Below are 18,621 nucleotides of genomic sequence, written 5' to 3' on the forward strand. Positions count from 1 at the left end.
GACCTGCGACACAGGTGAAGGGTTGTACGCCAGCTGAATTTCTTGTGAAGATCCCCCTTCCGTGGCCGGGGGCTCCTCGTCTCGGAGCCTGTCGGGTGACCTTCGATCGCCCGATCAGAGGTCACCCGACAGGCTCTCAGTCGAACCAGCGGTCCCGGGCCAGCTCCTCCGTACGGGACGGGTCCTCCAGCAGCGCCGCGACCTCGAAGCGGCGCGGCCACTGCCCCGCCGCCCATGCCAGGCCCGCCGCGACGCCTTCCAGTGTGGCGGCGTGCACCGTCCCGTCGGGGGTGCGGCGCCAGTCCAGATCGACGCCGCCCGCACGCAGTTCGCCGTGCTCGATGTACGCGTCCGGGGTTCCGGCGCCGAGCAGGATCCGTACCGAGTCCGGCACCCGGTGCTCCTCGCCCTCCGTCGTCACCTCCGCCTCGACGCTCTCGCCGAGCCTGCGCACCTGGAACAGCTCGGCCAGATCGGCCGCGCGTGCCGGGGCGACCGGGAGCAACGGGAGTCCTCCGGTGAGCGGCAGCAGATCCGGGGCGTCCGCGATCACGGCGTCCGCCGCGTCGACGACCCGCACTTCGCCGTCGACCACGGCCCGCAACTCGTCGGGGAGCGTGACCTGTTCCGGGTCGAGATCGGCCAGGGCCGTGTACAGGGAGTGCAGTTGTACGGGGCCGACCTCACGGTCCTCGTCCGCGAGCCGGCCGAGGAGTTCGGCGGCACCACCCGGCTCGTCGAGGAGCGCGGTCACGGACGTCCGTACGCCGAGGGCGCGCAGCACCTGGGCATCGTCGAACCCGGTCGCGTCGGCGGAGTCGTACAGTCCGGCCAACCGCGGGTCGCCGGACGCCGCCCGCAGACCGGCCGGACGGCGGCCGTCGAGTACGGGATGGTCACGCAGCCACCAGGCCGTGTACGGGCGGACGGACCGCGTCGTGCCGTCGGGCAGCAGCACCCGCACCGGCTGGGTCAGCGCGTCGCGCAGCGGCGGCTGGGCGAGCAGGGCGAGCGCCTGCGGCCAGGCGTCGTCGTCGACGAGGTCCAGGTCGCGGACGGCGACGAGTTCGGTGGCGACCGGCGGCACGGGGGTGTCCGGCAGCTGGTCGAGGATGTCCTCGCACCACACGTCCACGGCGTCGAGAAGTCCGGCGTCGTCGGGTTCGGCGAAGTCGCCCTCACGGGGCTCCAGTTCGTCCGGGTCCAGGACGACATCGGTGGCCCGCACCAGGGCGAAGGTGGCGAGCACCCCGCAGGCGGTGAGCGGCTGCACGCCCCAGCGATCGGTCAACTCCTCGCTACAGAGGGCGAGTTCGCCTTGCCGCATGATGGCCGCGAACGGGCTGCCGGGCAGCACGAGTTCACCGGCGGGTGCGGGCTCGCCGTCCTCGTCGGGGAGGGCGAGCGCGCCGAGCCAGGGTTCGTCGCCGGGTGCCAGTTCGGCGTCCCGCACGAGGGTGAGGACGGTCTCGGCGAGCTCGTCCGCGTCCAGCGCGTCCTCGTCCCAGATCTCGCCCGCGTCCAGCGATCCGGCGACGGCGGCCCGCACCTGAGGGGTCGTCAGCACGGCGCGCGGCGTGGCGGGCAGAGCGCCCAGCTTCTCCAGCAGCGGATGGGCGGCGTCCGGGTGCGCGACCTTCAGTCCGAGTCGGGCGAGGCGTTCCAGAACGGGCCCGGTGAGCGCGTCGGGGAGCGGAAGAAGGACCTGGCGTGGGCCGATGGTGGTGCGGGGGGCGGCCGTGACCTCGGAGTCCGGTGCCTCCGGCGCACCGGCGAGCGGGACGGGCAGGCCGGAGAGACGGTCCGGGTCGATGCCGGACAGGCTGTCGTACAGCCGCCGCCACCAGCCGGGGTCGCGCTCCAGACCGGCGAGACGGTCGATCGCCTCGGTCAGCGGGACGCGGCCGATACCAAGGGTGCGCAGTTCGCTGCGGCGCTCCAGTCCGGCGGGCAGCAGACACGGCAGGACCTCGGCAAGCACCCGTACGGTCTCGGCACCGACGCCCTCCAGCACCTCGGCCTCGATGGGCCGCAGCGCGGTGGTGGTCGTCTCGCGGATACCGTCCGCCTCCGCGTCCCAGGTGTCCCACCGGTGCGTCTCGGTGATGGCGCCGCGCGGGGCGGCGGGCTCCAGGAAGGCGACGCGCGGCAGCCGTTCCAGGATCGCGCCGCGCAGGGCGCCGTCCAGTTCGCCCTTGCCGAGCGGTCCGGGGACGAGGTCGATGGTGTCGATGGACACCGGCTGCCAGTCGGCGAGCAGTTCGGCGTACGCGTCGGCCGCGCGCTGCACCAGGAAGTCCGTGAGCGGTCCCGGCGCGTGGTGGCGGCGGGTGGTGTCGAGCGGCAGCGACGCGATGAGCAGTGCGGGGATGCCGAGGGGTTCGTCGGTGGGGGTCGGCGCGTGGACGACGGAGGCGGTACGGGGGCGCACCGGGGCGCCCTCCGCGTCCACCGGGACCGCCCAGGTGACCGACCAGTGGGGGCGCAGCCGTTCCTCGCGGGGCCGGTCGGCAAGCAGGGCGGGCGTGACGGGGCCGTGGTGGGCGACGGTGCGCCAGCGGTGCGTACCGTGTGCGGAGTCCTCGATGTGGGTGTACGGGCCGTGCTGCGAGCGGCGCAACGTCCGTACGGCGTCCGGGGTTTCGATCACGATCTCGTCGAGGCCGCGCAGGGTGAGCAGGAGCGCGTCGTCGACCGCGTCGAGCAGCCGGACGACGAGGTCTTCCGCGCCGCCGTCGCGCAGCGGGAGGACGACGACGGTGTCGTACCCGTCGGGTGCGGTGCCCTCGGCGGGCAGCGGGAGCCGCAGCAGCGGTACGTGGCCGTCGCGGCGACGGAGCTCGTCGCCGAGGCCGGGGCTGGCGACGGCCGCACGCGCGGCAAGGTCGCGGGCCTCGGCGAGGGACCAGCGGACGCCGCCGTGCCGGCCGACGACGGCGGGCTCGTCGCTCACCGCGAGCACCGCGGCGAACCCGACGCCGAACCTGCCGACGGCCCCCTCGTGACCCTCCCGTTTCGCGGAGGCGCGCAGGGTGGAGAGCGACTCCACGCCGGTCGCGTCGAGGGGCGCGCCGGTGTTGGCGGCGGCGAGGACGGCGGGGGCGTCCGCGGTCGCCGGGTGCAGGGTGAGGCGGAGCCGGCCGGGGACCTGGGCGCGGGCGGCGGCATCGGCGGCGTTCTGGGCCAGCTCGACGACGAGGCGGTCGCGGTAGCCGCCGAGCGCGAGGTCCTCCTCGGCATTGGCGTCCTCGCGGAATCTGGCGGGGCCGGCGCCCCAGGCGTCGAGCACGCCACGCCGCAGCCGTGCGGTCCCGAACGGATCGGCCCCCTCGGTCGCATTCATGCTCACGCTCTGACTCCGCTCTTTCCGGTTACGCATTACCCGTGCCGCCAGTGTGCGCTTGAAGGTACCGGGTCATCTCGCCGGACGGGGTGCCGTGAGCGGTGCTCCACGCAGCGGGCGCCGCGTCCGCCCCCGCCGACCGGGGCCCCGGTTCCGTCCTCAATCGCCGGACGGGCTGGGGGTGGCCGGGGACGGGCTGGGGCTGACCGTGCGGGTGGGGTGTGCCCGGGCAAGCTGAAATTTCCCGGGCGGCACCATCAAGCCCGTCCGGCCCTTGAGGACAAATCCGTTCGCCGGGTGGACCCGCACGCTGACCAAAACCCGTCCGGCGCTTGAGGACGAAACCGTTCGCCGGGTGGGCCCGCACACTGATCCAAACCCGTCCGGTGCTTGAGGACAAAGCCGTACGCCAGGCAGGCCCGCACGCTGACCTAAACCCGTCCGGTGCTTGAGGACAAAGCCGTACGCCAGACAGGCCCGCGCGCTCCGTGAGCGGGTGCGCCGGGGAGGCCCCGGCCCCGTCACGAGTGGCCGAGGTCCTCCGTCGGGCCGTCCGGTTCCGCCGGGACCGAGCCGGAGTCCCGGGCCGGGCGCAACGGATACTCGTCCACCTGCATCGTGTCCAGCGCATGCGGCGTCGGCTTCGGCGGCTTCGGCATCACCGCCGCCTCCGAATGCCCACCGCACCCGTACGACAGCGACACCACATGCCCGTCCGCCGGACCGAACTCGTTCGCGCACACCCCGAACGCCTGCTTCAGCGAACCCGCCAACGGCACGAGGAACGCGCAGGTGACACACGACGCCGGAGCCGCCTGAGCCATCGGCGTCTTCGCACCGAACGCCTCGTCCCACCGGTCGGCCGCCGTATGCAGCCCGTACCGCGACAGCACCCGGGCCCTGCGCATACCGAGCTCGTCCGCGAGCGCCGCGATCGAGCCCCGGCTCGCCGTCGCGGGACGCGTCGTCAGCTCCGCGTCCTCCGCGTCGACGAGATCGGCCATCTCCTGCGACACCTCGGAGACCGCGGAGTTCGGCGGCGGCTCGTCCTCGCCGGTGTAGCCGGGCTCCAGGCGGATGTCGTCCGCCTCGGTGGGCAGCAGATCGCCGGGCCCCATGTCCCCGGGGCGCAGCCGCTCGCTCCACGGCACCCACTCAGGGGCGAGGAGCGCGTCGCTGCCGGGCAGCAGAACCGTCTCGTCAAGGGTGACGTTCTTCGCGCGGGACGCCCGGGCGACGGTCACCGCCCAGCGCCAGCCCCGGTAGCCGGGCTCCTCGCACTCGAAGAAGTGCGTGACGACCCGGTCTCCCTCGGAGACCACGGCCACATGCTCACCGACGACCCCGGGCGCGGCTGCTTCCTCGGCCGCCGCGCGGGCGAGGTCTACGGCCTCGGCGCACAGACGGTCGGGGACAGGGGTACGGGCCGTACGGCTTCGCGTCGTCGCAGCACTCACAGGTCTCGCTTCTCTCCTACGCCAGTCTCACGAGCGCGCCAGCACATCCATCGATTTCGGCTATCACAGTTGCGGGCGGAGCGGACCTGGGGGCCGCGTCGACGTCCACACCCGTTGTGCCTGCCTCAGGCGCACCTTCTGCTACCCATTCTGCGGGATCGCCGATAGGCGCGCGGCCGAGAACAACCGCCGGTGGCGCGCTACGCACGCTACCCTCTCTGCCGCCCCCCGCCCACCTGCCCGTCCCAAACAAAGCCGTATCCGGCGCCGCGCCCCGTGTGAAGAACGCCTCGGAGCCCTCACCATCGCCGGCCGGACTGCCCGGGGCCGGCCGCGCCCGGACCGGGCCGGTCACTGGCCCGACAGGGCGGAGTGCACCGTGCCCCCTACCGATCCCGGTTCGTGACCGCCATGGCTGGGGCACTATGACGAAGTGACTTCCGCCAGGTCGCACAAGGATTCCGGCCCGCTCCGCAGGACGGGCCGGACGATCGGTCATGCCCTCCACACCCCGTTCACCGGCACCGCGAAAGGCATCCGGAAGGCGACGCACGCCCACGGCGCCGGGGAGTCCGGGCTCGGCAAGCTGATCGAACTGCACGCCGTGAACGGCGCGGGCGATGTGATGATCACGATTGCGCTCGCCTCGACGGTTTTCTTCTCCGTACCGACGGACGAGGCCCGAGGCCGCGTCGCCCTCTACCTCGCCATCACCATGGCGCCCTTCGCCCTCCTCGCGCCCGTGATCGGCCCGCTCCTCGACCATCTGCCGCACGGCCGCCGCGCCGCGATGGCCGCCGCGATGCTGGCCCGTGCGGTGCTCGCGCTCACCATGTCGGGCGCGGTCGCCACCGGCGGTTTGGAGCTGTATCCGGCCGCGCTGGGCGTCCTGGTCTGCTCGAAGGCGTACGGAGTCGTACGCAGCGCGGTCGTGCCGCGCCTGCTGCCACCCCGCTTCTCCCTGGTGAAGGCGAATTCCCGGGTCACCCTGGCCGGGCTCCTGGCGACCGGTGTCGCCGCCCCGATCGGGGCGGGGCTCCAGACCATCGGGCCCGCCTGGCCGCTGTACGGCGCGTGCACGATCTTCATCGGGGGAACCGTCCTCGCCTTCACGCTTCCGCACAAGGTCGACTCCGCGAAGGGTGAGCGCAAGGCCCAGCTGGTGCCACCGCACGGCGTGACGTCCCTCCGGCCCGAAGCGAAAGGAAGGGGGAACGGGAGGACGAAGGGACGGGAGAAGAACGGCGAGAAACGGCCCGGGCTGCGGTCCGTGGGGCCATCCGTACTGAACGGACTCCAGGCCAACACCGCGCACCGCGCGCTCTCCGGCTTCCTGATCTTCTTCCTGGCGTTCCTGCTGCGCGAGCAGCCACTCGCCGGGCAGAGCGCCGCCGTCTCGCTCGGCATCGTCGGCGTGGCGGCCGGTGTGGGCAACGCGCTCGGCACGGCGGTCGGCTCCTGGCTCCGGGCCCGCGGCCCGGAGGTGATCGTCGTCTCGGTGCTGGCCCTGGCCCTGGGCGTCGCCGTGCTCTCGGCGCTCTTCTTCAGCACGGTCATGGTCGCCGCGCTCGGCGCGACGGCGGGCTTCACACAAGCCCTGTCGAAACTCTCGCTGGACGCGATGATCCAGCGCGACGTGCCCGAAGAGGTACGGACATCCGCGTTCGCCCGGTCCGAGACCGTGCTCCAGATGGCGTGGGTGATCGGTGGCGGTATCGGCATCGTCCTCCCCCTCAACGGCGTACTGGGCATGTCGGTCGCCGCAGGCATCCTCACCGTGGGTGCCGCCACGTCCGTACGGGGTCTGCTGAGCGCCGCGCGGCGCGGCTCGCCGCACCCCCGCGTGGCATGAGCCGGAGCGACCGATAACCTTCGGCCCATGACCGTTGCGTTCTTCTCCGGTAAGGGCCGCCGAATCGGCGTCGCTCTTGGTGCCGTGTCCGCAGGACTCCTTGTCCTCTCCGCCTGCAGCAAGCCGACGCCGCTCGCGACCGTAACGGTCGGCAGCAACACGGTGAGCACCGAGGCGTCCTGCTACAACGACGGCGATGCCCTCAAAACGTCCGACATCCAGGACTGCCTCAACAAGAAGGCGGAGAAGTCCGTCGAGGTCGCCATGGACGACAAGGTCCGCTTCGGTGTCGACCCGGAGATCGCGGACAACGGCTGGACCCTGTTCATCAACGGCCAGCAGGCCGAGCAGGAGCCGTACAAGAAGACCTACCGGTCCATCCCGGGCAGCGCCTTCTTCGCCAGCCAGACCGGCGAGACCACGAACAAGACGCAGATCAGCATCGTGGAGACGAAGGGCAAGGAGCTCACCGGCGTCTGGCAGTTCGAGCTGAAGAAGGTCTCCTGACCCCCTCCTGACCCCGGAGGATCCTCCCCCGTGCATGTGCTCGTCGTGACCGCTGTCCCAGCAGAACGGGACGCGGTCACGCGCGCGTTCGGAGACGCTGCGGACGTGACCGTGCACAAGGTGCCCGGCGCCGAGGTGCACCGCGTGGCCGGCCCCGGTGGCTCCGACGTCGTCGACGTGCTCGCGGGCGGCGCCGGACCGGCCGCCGCGGCCGCCGCGACGGCTTTCGGTCTTGCCGCCGCGGCCATGCCGCCCGGCCCGTCCCCCTCCGCCCCGTACGACCTCGTCGTCTCGGCCGGCATCGGCGGCGGGTTCGTGCCCGTCGCTCCGGTCGGCTCGCTCGTCGTCGCTAGCGGCATCGTCGCCGCCGATCTGGGCGCCGAGACGCCCGAGGGTTTCGTGCCCGTCACCGGTCTGGGCTTCGGCCGCGACCGGTTCACGCCCTCGCCCGCGCTGGTCCGGGACGTGGCCGCCGCCACCGGTGCGCTCACCGGCGAGATCCTCACCGTCTCCACCGTGACCGGCAGCGCCGAACGCGCCGCCGCCCTGGTCGCCGCGCATCCGCAGGCCGCCGCCGAGGCCATGGAGGGCTTCGGTGTCGCCGAGGCCGCCGAGCGGACGGGCGTACCGGTGCTGGAACTGAGGGCGGTCTCGAACGCGGTCGGCCCGCGCGACCGGGACGCCTGGCGCATCGGCGACGCGCTGGCCGCGCTCACTGGGGCGTTCGGGAAGCTCGCACCCGTACTGGAAGGTTGGACCCACCATGACCGACACGACGCGTAAGCCGTTCCACAGCCCGTTGAACATCGCTTTCTCGCCCTGCCCGAACGACACCTTCGTCTTCGACGCCTGGGCGCACGGAAGGGTCCCCGGCGCGCCCGCCATCGATGTCACCTTCGCCGACATCGACATCACCAACGGCATGGCCGAGCACGGCGAACTCGACGTGCTCAAGGTCTCGTACGCGGTGCTGCCCTGGGTGCTGGACGAGTACGCGCTGCTGCCGTGCGGCGGGGCGCTGGGGCGGGGCTGCGGACCGCTCGTCCTCACGAAGGAGGCGGGCACGGACCTGACGGGGAAGACCGTCGCCGTGCCGAGTGAGCGCTCCACCGCGTATCTGCTGTTCCGGCTCTGGGCGGCGGAAGTGGTGCCGGGCGGGGTCGGCGAGATCGTCGTCATGCCGTTCGACGAGATCATGCCCGCCGTGCGCGACGGGAAGGTGGACGCCGGTCTCGTCATCCACGAGGCCCGTTTCACGTACCAGAACTACGGGCTGCACAACCTCGCCGACATGGGCCGGCACTGGGAGGAGACGACCGGGCTGCCGATCCCGCTCGGCGCGATCATCGCCAAGCGGTCCCTGGGCGCGGACATGCTGAAGCTGCTCGCCGAGTCGGTGCGCAGCTCGGTACGGATGGCCTGGGACGACCCTCAGGCGTCACGGCCCTACGTGCTGGAGCACGCCCAGGAGATGGACCCGGCCGTGGCGGACCAGCACATCGGGCTGTACGTCAACGAGTTCACCGCCGACCTCGGCGAGGACGGCTACGCGGCGATCCGCGGACTGCTGACCCGCGCGGCGGCCGAGGGGCTGGTACCGCCCCTCGGCCCGGATGCGCTGTCGTTCGTCTGAGATCCGCCCGGACCTACACGTCCAGCTGGTCGGCGACCGCGCGCAGCAGGCCGCCGATCTTCTTGCCGGCCGCCTTGTCGGGATAGCGGCCGCGCTCCAGCATCGGCGTGATGTTCTCCAGCAGGGTGGTCAGGTCCTGCACGATGGACGCGAGCTCGTCCGGCTTGCGGCGCTGCGCGGCCGCGACGGACGGGGTCGGGTCCAAGATCGCCACCGAGAGCGCCTGGTCACCGCGCTGACCTGCGACGACGCCGAATTCGACGCGCTGGCCGGGCTTGAGTGCGTCGACGCCGTCGGGAAGCACCGAAGAGTGCACAAAGACGTCACCGCCGTCGTCGCGGGAGAGAAAGCCGAAGCCCTTCTCACTGTTGAACCACTTGACCTTGCCAGTCGGCAAAGCACGCACCCCATCTCAACCCATATGCCGGAACAAAGCCTCAGCAGGTCAGGCTATCCAGTGGTTGTGCTCCCCTGCTGGCAGAAGCCTCCCCAGGTGGAGTACCCCTCGTCAAGCCTGGTCATCCGGACTGCTGTCCAGAAACGGTGCCTGTCTTGCGCGTCGCGGGCCGCAGGATGGGCCGTCGGTGTCGGGAACTACCCTGGCGGGGTGAGCACTACTTCTTCCGGCGCAGGTGACCGGCTCGTCCGGATCGGCGCGATCGTCTTCTTCATCGGAGCACTGGCCACGCTGGTCACGATGGCCCCGCTGTTCCTCGGAACCACTCCGCTTCCGCCCATCGCGTGGTCGCTGTGCATGCTGATGGGCGTGGGCTTCCTGATCGCCGCGGCGGGCGTGGTGCGGTCGGTACGGGCGGGGGCGCCGAAGCGGTGATGCCGGGGTCGTCCGGCGGGCCGTTTCGGCCTCGCGCCGGACGGGTCCCGGTCTTCGGCGCGGGGCCAGGTCCGGACGGGTCCTTGCCGCTGGCCGTCTTGGTGGCGACCAGCTTCGGAGAAGGTCCCAGTCGCGGTGGTGATGCCCTGGTCAGTCATCGAACGGTCGACCACCGCCGTACGACTCGAAGACGTCCGCAGCACCGCAAATCCCTGACTGCTCAGCAGGCGGCCCTCCGCACTGCCAGGATGGGACTCACGGGATACCGCTCCCGCGTAGCAGCCCCGCAGAGAAGGGCAGTGAAATGTCCACCGGACAAACCGACAGCCCCGCGTCGCTCTACGGCGGCGCCTCGTCCGCCCTCGGCATCCTCGCCTGCCTCACTTCCTTAACCGCCGGCTACATAGGAGGCGGCATCCCCGTCATCTTCGGCGCCCTGGCGGTCACCCTCGCGACCATCGGCTTCTTCGCCGGAACCTCTCGCCGCTCCTGCACCCTGGGACTGTGCACTGGGCTGTTCGGCTTCCTCCTGCCCGTCATCGTCATGGCCGCCTGAACACTCGCGCAGCAGAGGGCGCCCACCCAAGGCAGGTGGGTCCGTCATTCAGCTGTACACCGCTGCTGGACAGGAACTGTGTCGGTCGAAGCACCCAGGCACCTCCACGTCCCGGGTGAGGCGGACCGGTTGCTCGGGTCGAGCGTGCACGCGGAGTCGCCCGTGTGGTGGACTGAGGCGCGGCGGATGTGACCACCCCGGCCCACTACGAGCCGCCGCCCGTACCCCTCAGCCTCACACTGGGGCCCGACGCCGTCGCCGACTGCGGCCTCGTTCCAGGGGCCGGGGCCCTCCTCGCCCTCGGGGGCGGCGCGGATCCAGGTGAGGTCGGCGGGGATGCGGGGGTCAGCCATGGCGGTGACTCTCCTTGACGGCACGTACGAGGGCGGCCCAGGCAGCGGGCGTGGTGCGGAGTATCGCCCCAGCGGGGTCGCTGCTCTCGGTGAGATCGATCGTGCTGTTACGCGCGGCAACGTGGATGCACGAGTCCCCTTGGGCGCAGTAGGACGACTTCTGCCAGTGGTCGTACGTGGGCATGAATGCTCTCCTCACAGGTGCTGGCTGATGTGGTGGATGAGATCCCGGGTGCCTTCCGGCGACAGCGCCGCGTCCTCGATTCTGCTGAACAGGGTCCGGTAGTTCCGAAGCTGTGTGTCCGCATCGAGGAACGCGAGGCCGTGGGACTGGTCGAGGTGGACCGTGTCGAGCTCGGGGACCGGGCCATACGCGTAGTAGATGGACTGGCCGGAGCCGGGGATGGCTCCGGCCTTGAACGGGATGACCTGGATGGTGATGTGGTCCCGCTCGCTCATGTCGAGGAGATGCTGCAGTTGCGACCGTGCCGTCTTCGGACCGCCGACTTCGGTACGCAGCGCGGCCTCATGAATGAGTGCCTGGTACGGGATCGCCTCGGCCCCGGCCGTCTTCTCGTCGTGCTCACGCCGTTCGCCGCCCTCACGTGGGCGGCGAGCCTCACGCTGGTGCATCCGCCGACGTTCCCGGTGACTACTTACCGTCGGGGGAAGAGCATAAAAGTACGGCACCAAGTACCTGCAGCCGTCAACAATGTTCGTATGACCATCACTTCGCAGGCCCGCTCGTTCGACACGGATGCCGCCAGCTACGCTGCGAACCGTCCTTCATACCCGTCCGAACTGCTCGACGCGGTCGAGGAACTCACCGGCTTCCCCTTGGAGGGCGCCCGCGTCGCCGACGTCGGGGCCGGCACCGGACTGGCGACGATGCTTCTCCGGGACCGCGGTGCGAACGTCATCGCGGTCGAGCCCGGCCCCGGGATGGCCTCTCAGTTCCGTCTCAGCCTGCCCGAGGTCCCCCTTGTGATCGGAGACGGCAACCACCTGCCGCTGGCCTCCGCCTCCATCGACGTCCTCACATACGCCCAAGCCTGGCACTGGACCGACCAGGGCAAATCCGTCCCGGAAGCTCTCCGAGTCCTGCGCACCGGTGGTGCACTTGCCCTCTGGTGGAACGACTCGGACAGCACCATTCCGTGGATCGCCGACCAGGACGCGCGCTTGCGCCGACTTTTCGGTGCCGATGACACCCCTCACGACCCCATGGCCCGATTCCGCGGACTGCCGCCCGAGTTCGGCTTCATCCACCGGCACGTGCCGTGGACCCGAAGCGTTCCTCTCGACATGCATCTCGCCAACCTCGCCAGCTACTCCGACTTCCTCGTCCTCGGCAAGGAGGCGACGAACACCTTTATTGCCAAGGAGCGCGACCTCCTGGTCGAGGTCTTCCCGAACCGGATGGTCGAGGAGCACTACGTGGTCAGCTTGGCTGTCGCCACCTGTTGACGGCACTGCGACACGTTGACGGCCTTCGCGGATCGCGTACGCGGGTGGGCCTACGTCCCCATGGCGTAGGCGCTCCAGATCCGGAGCGGGAAGACATTGCCGCGTTCCGAATCAGGTCCGCCCACGCCCTGCATTCCCAGCAGTTGAGGGGTACCCGGCTTGCTGCGGAACATCGTGACTGCCGTGGTCAGCCCCTTGCTGTGGCCGATGAACCAGGCCGACTTCATCCGGTCGTCCTCGCCGGTCGCGCCCGCCGAGAGGTCGTCGGCAGCCTTGGTCCTGGCGAACGTGCCGAACTTCCCGTCCTGATTCAGCCGCGTCCAGGCCACCATCCCCAGGGTGTTGTTCACATCGTTGGCCACCGAGGCGTCCATCGCGCGCCGCGGCTCGGGCTCCCCGAAGCCCTCGACCGCCTCGCCGTCCCGGGTCATCCTGGTCACCGAGTAGGGATCGGCCCTCATACCTTCGTTACTGAAGGCGGTGTACGCGTCCGCCATCCTGACCGCGCTCGGTGTGGACGTGCCGAGGGGAAAGGACTTGTCCAAACGGGCCAGGCTCTCCTTGTGCAGCCCGGCCGATACCGCCAGTTCCTTCACCTTCTTCAGCCCGATGTCCTTGCCGAGCAGAGTGAAGGTGGCGTTGGACGACTTGATCAGCGCATCGCGCAGGGGCGTCGGCGCCGTGACCATCACCTGGCCGGGACCGGCACCCGGCGGGGCGGGAGGTGCCGCGTACGGGCCGTCCTTGATCAAACGCCCCTCACTGTCGTAGCCGCTGTCCAGGGTGATCCCGTCGCCGTGCTGAAGGGCCGCTGCCAGCACGAAGGGCTTGAAGGCCGAGCCGACGGGAACGCCCGCGGTGTCGGCGTTGTTGGCGAAGTGGGTGACCGCGTCGGCTCCGCCGTACACCGCGACCACGGCCCCGTCGGACCGCACGGATGCGGCGCCGACCTCGACGTACTTGTCCTCGGGGCGCTTCTTGGGGTCGAGGTCGCGCTTGCGCACGCTCCGCACGGCCCGTTCAAGCTGCCCCACCCTGGCCTTGTCGAAGGTGGTGTGCACCCGGTAGCCGCCCCGGAAGAGGTCCTTGTCGGTGAGGCCCGAGCGCTTCTTGATGTACTTGTTGGCGATGTCGACGAGATAGCCGGTCTGGCCGCCGAGACTGGTCGGCTTGGCGGCCGGCCTCGGTTCGGGGAACTTCTGGTACGCGGCCCGCTCGGCCTTCGTCATCGTGCCGGTCTCCACCTGCCGGTCGAGGATCCACTCCCAGCGGTCGACGGCGCGTTCGTGGTTGCCTTTGCCGCCTGCGGGGTCGTACTGCTCCGCCCCCTTGAGCAGGGAAGCGAGCAGCGCCGCCTGGCTGGGGTCGAGGTCCTTCGCGGGGATTCCGTAATACGCGTGCGCCGCTGCCTGGATGCCGTAGGCGCCGCGGCCGAACCAACTGGTGTTCAGATATCCCTGAAGGATCTCCTCCTTGCTCCGCTTGTTGCTCAGCTTCAGCGAGATGAAGAACTCCTTGAACTTCCGGGTGGCCGACTGCTCCTGGCTGAGATAGGTGTTCTTCACGTACTGCTGGGTGATGGTGGAGCCGCCCTGGGTCTCACCGCCTTTGACCATGCTGACGGCCGCGCGGGCGATCCCCTTCGCCGATACCCCCAAGTCGGAGTAAAAGGTCTCGTTCTCGGCGGCGATGACCGCGTGCTCCACCGAATCGGGTATGCCGGCGAGCGTGACGTTCTGCCGATCGACCGCGCCCACGCTCACCATCTGGCTGCCGTCCGCCCAGTAGTAGACGGTGCCCTGCCTGCGCGCCTCGGCGTTCTCGTCCGGGATGTCGACGGATGCGTAGACCACGGCGAACAGCCCGGCCAGCGCTCCGGATCCGAGCAGGATCCCGCTCAGCGCCTGCCGCCACGATGGGACCCAGCGGCGCCAGTTGCTTCTCCCCCGGCGGGGGTAGTCGACACGAAGCCTGCGAAGGCGGATCGGGCGGATGGGGCGTCGGGCCATGTTCCGGCTCCTCGTTCACCGTCCCGCACCGGTGCGGTGCGGGCTTGTGAGAGGAGATGTTCCGGATCGCGATCGGGTTGTCTCGGAGCCCCGTCCGACACGGGTGGCGAACCGAGGACGAAGTACAGCGGCCGTCGGCAGCCAGGTGGATCGGGGTCGTCAGCCCGCCGCGGGAGCGTCCGGGGGCATGGTCGCCCGGCGCTCAGTGAATCCGCCCCCTCCGAAGGCCCTACGCCGCGTCCCCGTCCAGGTACCCGTCCAGCCAGGACGGGAACTCCGCCAGCGTCGACAGGACGACATCCGCTCCCGCCGCCCGGAGCTCCTGCGCGTCGCACGGGCCCGTGGTGACCGCCACCGACAGCGCCCCGGCCGTGCGGGCGCCCCGTACGTCGCCGGTGTGGTCGCCCACGTACACACCGGCCCCGTGCTCGCGCAGCGCCTCCCCCTTGGCCTCCGCCCACAGACCGCCGATCACCGCATCCGGCTCGATCCCGAGGTGCGCCAGGTGCAGCTCGGCGTTCGGCAGGTGCTTGGCCGTCACGACTATCGCCCGGCCGCCCCGTTCACGGATCGCCGCGACCGACTCCCGGGCACCCGGCAGCGCGGGGCTCGGGACGATGGCGTGTGTGGGATAGATCTCGCGGTAGCGGTCGGCGGTGGCGGCCACCACATCGGCCGGAAACCAGTTCCGCAGCTCGTCGTCGACCGGCGGGCCGAGCCTGCTCACCACCAGATCCGTGTCGATCGGCGTGCCTGTCTCGGAAGAAAGCGCCAGGTAGGCGGCCTTGATGCCGGGTCGGGTGTCGATGAGCGTCATGTCGAGGTCGAAGCCGACCGTCAGGGGGCGCGAGGGCATGGAGTCCATTGTCGCCGGGCCGGACACGGCACCGGAACGTCACACCCGTCCCGGTACGGGCCTCGGGCTCGAAATCGGGGGTGCTTAGACTTAGCCAAGCCTAACTTTGCTTCGTCTTTCGATTGGGTCCGATGTCAGCCGCCGCACCACGCCGCACCAGACGCGCACTCGCGACGGCGGCGGCCGTCGCGGCGCTGCTGGTGGCGGTACTTCTCAGCCTGGCCGTGGGGGCCCGCTCCATACCCCCGTCCGAGGTGTTCGACGCCCTGCTGCACGGCGGGCACTCCAACTCCGCCGAAGTCGTCCGGAACTTGCGGGTGCCGCGCACCCTGATCGGGCTGATGGTCGGCGCGGCACTGGCCCTCGCCGGCACGGTGCTCCAGGGCATCACCCGTAACCCCATCGCCGACCCCGGCATCCTCGGCATCAGCCAGGGCGCGTCGGCGGGCGTGGTGCTGGCCATCGCGTACGGCGGGATCCACACCCTGACGGGGTACGTGTGGTTCGCTTTCGCGGGGGCCGCGATCGCCTCCGTCGCCGTGTACGCCATCGCCTCCAGCGGACGCGGGGGCGCCACCCCCGTAAAACTCGCGCTGGGCGGCGCCGCGATCAACGCACTGCTGGTGGCGGTGACGACGGCGGTACTGACGACCAAGGCGTCCGCGCTGGACGAGTTCCGCTTCTGGCAGGCCGGCTCGATCGCCGGGCGAGAGGTCGAAGTGGTCCAGCAGATCTGGCCGTTCATGCTGATCGGGACCGTGCTCGTGCTGTCCGTCGCCCGCGGGCTCGATGCGCTGGCGCTCGGCGAGGACGTGGCGAAGGGGCTCGGCCAGAACGTCGCGACGGTACGGATCGTCGGCGGCATCGGGGCCACCGTGCTGATCGGTGCCGGCGTCGCGGCGGCCGGCCCGATCGCGTTCATCGGACTCGCCGTCCCGCACATCGCCCGCGCGATCGTCGGCAACGACCACCGCTGGGTGCTGCCGATGGCGGCACTGATCGGGCCCGTCATGCTGCTCGTCTCCGATGTCATAGGCCGCGTCCTCTTCCCGCCGAGCGAGGTCCCGGCGGGCGTGATGACCGCGCTGATCGGCGTTCCGTTCCTGGTCGCACTGGTACGCCGGAAGGCGGTGCCCGCATGAACGACACCACTGTCCGGGTAAGGCCCGCCGGGTACCACGTCGTACGGATCGGGGCGCGGGGCCGGTTCCTGCTGCACCGGCGGTCGGCCGTCGTCGCCGCCGTCCTCGTCGCCTCGCTGGCCGCCGTCTGTGTCGCCTACCTCTGCGTCGGCGAGAGCTTCGTCGCGCCCGGTGAGGTCGTGAAGGTGATCCTGGGACAGCCGTCCCCGGACGAGCTGGTCGTCGGCACGCTGCGGCTGCCACGGATGGTCGTGGGGCTGCTGGTCGGCGCGGCGTTCGGGATCGCCGGTGCGCTGATCCAGACCGTCGCCCGCAATCCGCTGGCCAGCCCCGACATCATCGGCATCAGCCAGGGGGCGAGCGCGCTCACGGTCGGCGCGATGACCTTCGGCATCACCTCGTACACCGTGCTGCCGTACCTGTCCGTGCTCGGCGGGATGGCCGCGGCGGCGCTCGTCTACGTCTTCGCCTGGCGCGGCGGGCTGCACGCCACCCGCTTCGTCCTCATCGGCATCGGCATCGCCATCGCGCTGCGGTCGGTCACCACGCTGTTCCTGACGAAGGGCGACTACCTGGTCGCCCAGCAGGCGCAGGTCTGGATGTCCGGCTCGCTCAACGGCCGCGGCTGGGCCGAGGCCGCGCCGATCGGCTGGACGCTGCTCATCCTCCTGCCGGCCGTCCTGTGGGCCGCCCGGGCCCAGCGCACCGTCTCGATGGACGACGACACCGCGACGGCCCTCGGGGTGCGTCTGGGACGGGTACGGCTGGGGCTCGTCACCCTCGGTGTGATCCTGGCGTCCGTGGCGACCGGGACGGCCGGTCCTGTCGACTTCGTGGCGCTGCTCGCCCCGCAGATCGCCCGCCGGATGACCCGCACCGCGCAGATTCCGCTGTTCTGCTCAGCGCTGCTCGGTGCGGTGATCGTGGTCTTCGCGGATCTGCTGGCGCGCAGGCTCTTCTCGCCCACCGAGCTGCCGGTGGGCGTTCTGACGGCGGCGGTCGGCGCCCCGTATCTGATCTGGCTGATCATCCGCGGTCACGGTGGCCGTCGCGGCCGTAGTGGAGGCACTGCATGAGCTCGACCCGTACGTCCGACACCGCGGCGACCGCGACCAGCCGGCTCACCGTGCAGGAGTTGACGCTCTCGTACGAGGACCGCACCGTCGTCCATGAGCTGGACCTCGCCGTTCCCGACGGCCGGGTCACCGTGATCGTCGGCCCGAACGCCTGCGGCAAGTCGACCACCCTGCGCGCGCTCGGCCGGCTTCTCAAGCCGCGCGGCGGGGCCGTGCTCCTGGACGGCACCGAGCTGTCGAAGATCCCCACGCGAAAGATCGCCCAGTCGATCGGGTTGCTGCCACAAACCCCGGTGGCCCCCGAGGCGATCACCGTCTCCGACCTCGTCGCCCGCGGCCGCCAGCCGCATCAGCACTGGTGGCAGCAGTGGTCGGAGGAGGACGAGCGGGCGGTGACGGACGCCATGGAGCGTACGGACATCACCGCGCTCGGCGACCGGTCGGTGGACGAACTGTCCGGCGGGCAGCGCCAGCGGGTCTGGATCGCGATGGCGCTCGCCCAGGAGACCGATCTGCTGCTGCTCGACGAGCCGACCACGTACCTCGACATCGCGCACCAGGTGGAGGTCCTGGACCTGGTGCGCCGGCTCACCGCCCCGGCGGCGGACGGCACCCGCGGCCGGACCGTGGTGACCGTGCTGCACGACCTCAACCAGGCCGCCCGGTACGCGGACCATCTGGTCGCCATGAAGGCGGGCCGGATCGTCGCCGAGGGCCACCCGAAGGACATCGTCACCACCGGTCTCGTACGCGAGGTCTTCGGCCTGGACGCGGTGATCGTCCCGTGCCCGGTGACGGGTTCGCCGCTCGTGGTACCGGGGGCTCCCTGGCAGGCCACGCCGGCGTCGTGAACCTGCGTCCCGGTTTCCGGCCCGGCCCGGGTGGGCGCCCGCCGGGGCGGTCGCCCGGCGCGTCGACGTACGGCGACCCGGAGAAAGCGGGCACGACCAAGACGGTGACGAATCCGACGAAGTAGGGAGCGGGGCCCACCACCATGAGAATCGCTCAGCGTTGACATCCTCGCCGCCCTGAAGGACGGCGATTCCCGTCTACCGTGCCGTTGAAGGCTGTGGTGTCGGGTGGGTTCCCGCTTCGCTGCGCGGTGCCGGGACGAGTCCCGGTCTTACCAGCGCTCCACGGGCTGACACGGCCAGTCCGGCCGCCCTGGCGACGTTGACCGCCGCGTTGATGTCCCGGTCCAGGACGGCCCCGCACGCCCCGCACGTCCAGGTGCGGACGTGCAGGGGCTTGGGGCCGTCCTTCACGCCGCACTGCGAGCACACCTGACTGGTGGGCTCGAAGCGGCCGATCCGGATGAAGATCCGCCCGTACCGGGCGGCCTTGTACTCCAGCATGCTCACGAACGCCGACCATCCGGCGTCGTGGACGGACTTGGCCAGGCGCGTGCGGGCGAGCCCCTTCACCGCCAGGTCCTCCACGGCGAGTCGGGTAGCCGGAGCGCATTGCTGCGCCCCGGCCCCCTCAGAACCGGACGTGCGACTTTCACCGCATCCGGCTCAAGCAAGCCTCTGGGGCTT

18 protein-coding genes and 1 pseudogene are annotated in these 18,621 nt (G+C 70.9%); 11 read left to right on the forward strand and 8 right to left on the reverse strand.

All coding sequences use genetic code 11. The features are described 5' to 3' along the window. Nucleotides 1-136 precede the first annotated feature (136 nt). Entirely contained in the window at nucleotides 137-3,343 is a 3,207-nt protein-coding gene (locus tag ACZ3IC_RS14510; protein ID WP_467416107.1) for a sacsin N-terminal ATP-binding-like domain-containing protein, read from the reverse strand. A 521-nt stretch (nucleotides 3,344-3,864) separates the two neighbouring features. Then, the gene (locus tag ACZ3IC_RS14515) at nucleotides 3,865-4,800 is read right to left on the reverse strand and encodes a DUF3027 domain-containing protein (protein WP_467416028.1); all 936 of its coding nucleotides are present in this window, start codon (nucleotides 4,798-4,800) and stop codon (nucleotides 3,865-3,867) included. A 433-nt stretch (nucleotides 4,801-5,233) separates the two neighbouring features. Between ACZ3IC_RS14515 and ACZ3IC_RS14520 the strand changes: the two genes are divergently transcribed. Genes ACZ3IC_RS14520 through ACZ3IC_RS14535 form a run of 4 tightly spaced genes read left to right on the forward strand, consistent with a single transcriptional unit; the run spans nucleotide 5,234 to nucleotide 8,792 of the window. Beyond that, nucleotides 5,234-6,652: an MFS transporter gene (locus ACZ3IC_RS14520; RefSeq protein ID WP_467416030.1), complete on the forward strand. Its 1,419-nt coding sequence runs from the start codon at nucleotides 5,234-5,236 to the stop codon at nucleotides 6,650-6,652. 27 nt (nucleotides 6,653-6,679) lie between these two features. Further along, nucleotides 6,680-7,159 (forward strand): DUF2771 domain-containing protein, encoded by a 480-nt coding sequence (locus tag ACZ3IC_RS14525; RefSeq protein WP_467416033.1) that lies wholly within the window; start codon nucleotides 6,680-6,682, stop codon nucleotides 7,157-7,159. Between the two features lie 30 nt (nucleotides 7,160-7,189). Continuing rightward, nucleotides 7,190-7,942 (forward strand): futalosine hydrolase, encoded by a 753-nt coding sequence (locus ACZ3IC_RS14530; RefSeq protein WP_467416035.1) that lies wholly within the window; start codon nucleotides 7,190-7,192, stop codon nucleotides 7,940-7,942. After that, complete coding sequence (locus tag ACZ3IC_RS14535) at nucleotides 7,923-8,792, forward strand: 1,4-dihydroxy-6-naphthoate synthase (RefSeq protein ID WP_467416038.1); 870 nt, start codon at nucleotides 7,923-7,925, stop codon at nucleotides 8,790-8,792. The genes ACZ3IC_RS14530 and ACZ3IC_RS14535 overlap by 20 nt, the downstream gene beginning before the upstream one ends. A 13-nt stretch (nucleotides 8,793-8,805) precedes the next feature. Here ACZ3IC_RS14535 and ACZ3IC_RS14540 read toward each other — a convergent pair whose 3' ends face one another. Continuing rightward, a complete protein-coding gene (locus tag ACZ3IC_RS14540) occupies nucleotides 8,806-9,189 on the reverse strand; it encodes a cold-shock protein (protein WP_072485776.1) in 384 nt (127 codons plus the stop codon). Between the two features lie 210 nt (nucleotides 9,190-9,399). Between ACZ3IC_RS14540 and ACZ3IC_RS14545 the strand changes: the two genes are divergently transcribed. The 3 genes from ACZ3IC_RS14545 (at nucleotide 9,400) to ACZ3IC_RS14555 (ending at nucleotide 10,551) form a co-directional block, all read left to right on the forward strand. Continuing rightward, nucleotides 9,400-9,624 (forward strand): hypothetical protein, encoded by a 225-nt coding sequence (locus ACZ3IC_RS14545; protein ID WP_467416041.1) that lies wholly within the window; start codon nucleotides 9,400-9,402, stop codon nucleotides 9,622-9,624. Nucleotides 9,625-9,928: 304 nt separating this feature from the next. After that, complete coding sequence (locus ACZ3IC_RS14550) at nucleotides 9,929-10,180, forward strand: hypothetical protein (RefSeq protein ID WP_467416043.1); 252 nt, start codon at nucleotides 9,929-9,931, stop codon at nucleotides 10,178-10,180. Nucleotides 10,181-10,368: 188 nt separating this feature from the next. Then, a complete protein-coding gene (locus ACZ3IC_RS14555) occupies nucleotides 10,369-10,551 on the forward strand; it encodes a hypothetical protein (RefSeq protein WP_467416046.1) in 183 nt (60 codons plus the stop codon). Here ACZ3IC_RS14555 and ACZ3IC_RS14560 read toward each other — a convergent pair. Together ACZ3IC_RS14560 and ACZ3IC_RS14565 are read right to left on the reverse strand one after the other, a co-directional pair. Beyond that, nucleotides 10,526-10,717, reverse strand: coding sequence for a DUF397 domain-containing protein (locus ACZ3IC_RS14560; protein ID WP_467416049.1), 192 nt, complete (start codon nucleotides 10,715-10,717; stop codon nucleotides 10,526-10,528). The two genes, ACZ3IC_RS14555 and ACZ3IC_RS14560, sit on opposite strands and share 26 nt — an antisense overlap. 11 nt (nucleotides 10,718-10,728) lie before the next feature. Beyond that, nucleotides 10,729-11,166, reverse strand: a complete 438-nt coding sequence (locus ACZ3IC_RS14565) for a DUF5753 domain-containing protein (protein WP_467416052.1) — start codon at nucleotides 11,164-11,166, stop codon at nucleotides 10,729-10,731. An 87-nt stretch (nucleotides 11,167-11,253) separates the two neighbouring features. Between ACZ3IC_RS14565 and ACZ3IC_RS14570 the strand changes: the two genes are divergently transcribed. Then, nucleotides 11,254-12,000, forward strand: coding sequence for a class I SAM-dependent methyltransferase (locus tag ACZ3IC_RS14570; protein ID WP_467416054.1), 747 nt, complete (start codon nucleotides 11,254-11,256; stop codon nucleotides 11,998-12,000). Between the two features lie 50 nt (nucleotides 12,001-12,050). Here the strand turns inward: ACZ3IC_RS14570 and ACZ3IC_RS14575 are convergent, their stop codons facing one another. Both ACZ3IC_RS14575 and ACZ3IC_RS14580 read right to left on the reverse strand, forming a co-directional pair. Further along, the gene (locus ACZ3IC_RS14575) at nucleotides 12,051-14,009 is read right to left on the reverse strand and encodes a transglycosylase domain-containing protein (RefSeq protein WP_467416055.1); all 1,959 of its coding nucleotides are present in this window, start codon (nucleotides 14,007-14,009) and stop codon (nucleotides 12,051-12,053) included. A gap of 229 nt (nucleotides 14,010-14,238) precedes the next feature. Continuing rightward, nucleotides 14,239-14,865: an HAD family hydrolase gene (locus ACZ3IC_RS14580; protein ID WP_467416058.1), complete on the reverse strand. Its 627-nt coding sequence runs from the start codon at nucleotides 14,863-14,865 to the stop codon at nucleotides 14,239-14,241. A 131-nt stretch (nucleotides 14,866-14,996) separates the two neighbouring features. On the opposite strand from ACZ3IC_RS14580, the gene ACZ3IC_RS14585 reads away from it, so the two are divergent. From ACZ3IC_RS14585 to ACZ3IC_RS14595, 3 genes are read left to right on the forward strand one after another with little or no spacing between them, the layout of a single operon-like run. Next, nucleotides 14,997-16,007 carry a FecCD family ABC transporter permease gene (locus ACZ3IC_RS14585; protein WP_467416060.1) on the forward strand — a complete coding sequence of 337 codons (1,011 nt, stop codon included), beginning with the start codon at nucleotides 14,997-14,999 and terminating at the stop codon, nucleotides 16,005-16,007. After that, the gene (locus ACZ3IC_RS14590; RefSeq protein WP_467416063.1) at nucleotides 16,004-17,083 is read left to right on the forward strand and encodes a FecCD family ABC transporter permease; all 1,080 of its coding nucleotides are present in this window, start codon (nucleotides 16,004-16,006) and stop codon (nucleotides 17,081-17,083) included. Before ACZ3IC_RS14585 ends, ACZ3IC_RS14590 begins: the two co-directional genes overlap by 4 nt. Continuing rightward, nucleotides 17,080-17,934, forward strand: coding sequence for an ABC transporter ATP-binding protein (locus ACZ3IC_RS14595; RefSeq protein WP_467416066.1), 855 nt, complete (start codon nucleotides 17,080-17,082; stop codon nucleotides 17,932-17,934). Before ACZ3IC_RS14590 ends, ACZ3IC_RS14595 begins: the two co-directional genes overlap by 4 nt. 198 nt (nucleotides 17,935-18,132) lie before the next feature. On the opposite strand, the pseudogene ACZ3IC_RS14600 reads toward ACZ3IC_RS14595, so the two are convergent. Continuing rightward, a pseudogene (locus ACZ3IC_RS14600) lies at nucleotides 18,133-18,528 on the reverse strand (RNA-guided endonuclease InsQ/TnpB family protein); the annotation flags it as partial. Between the last annotated feature and the right edge of the window lie 93 nt (nucleotides 18,529-18,621).

The organism is Streptomyces sp. NPDC002958 (assembly GCF_055563255.1).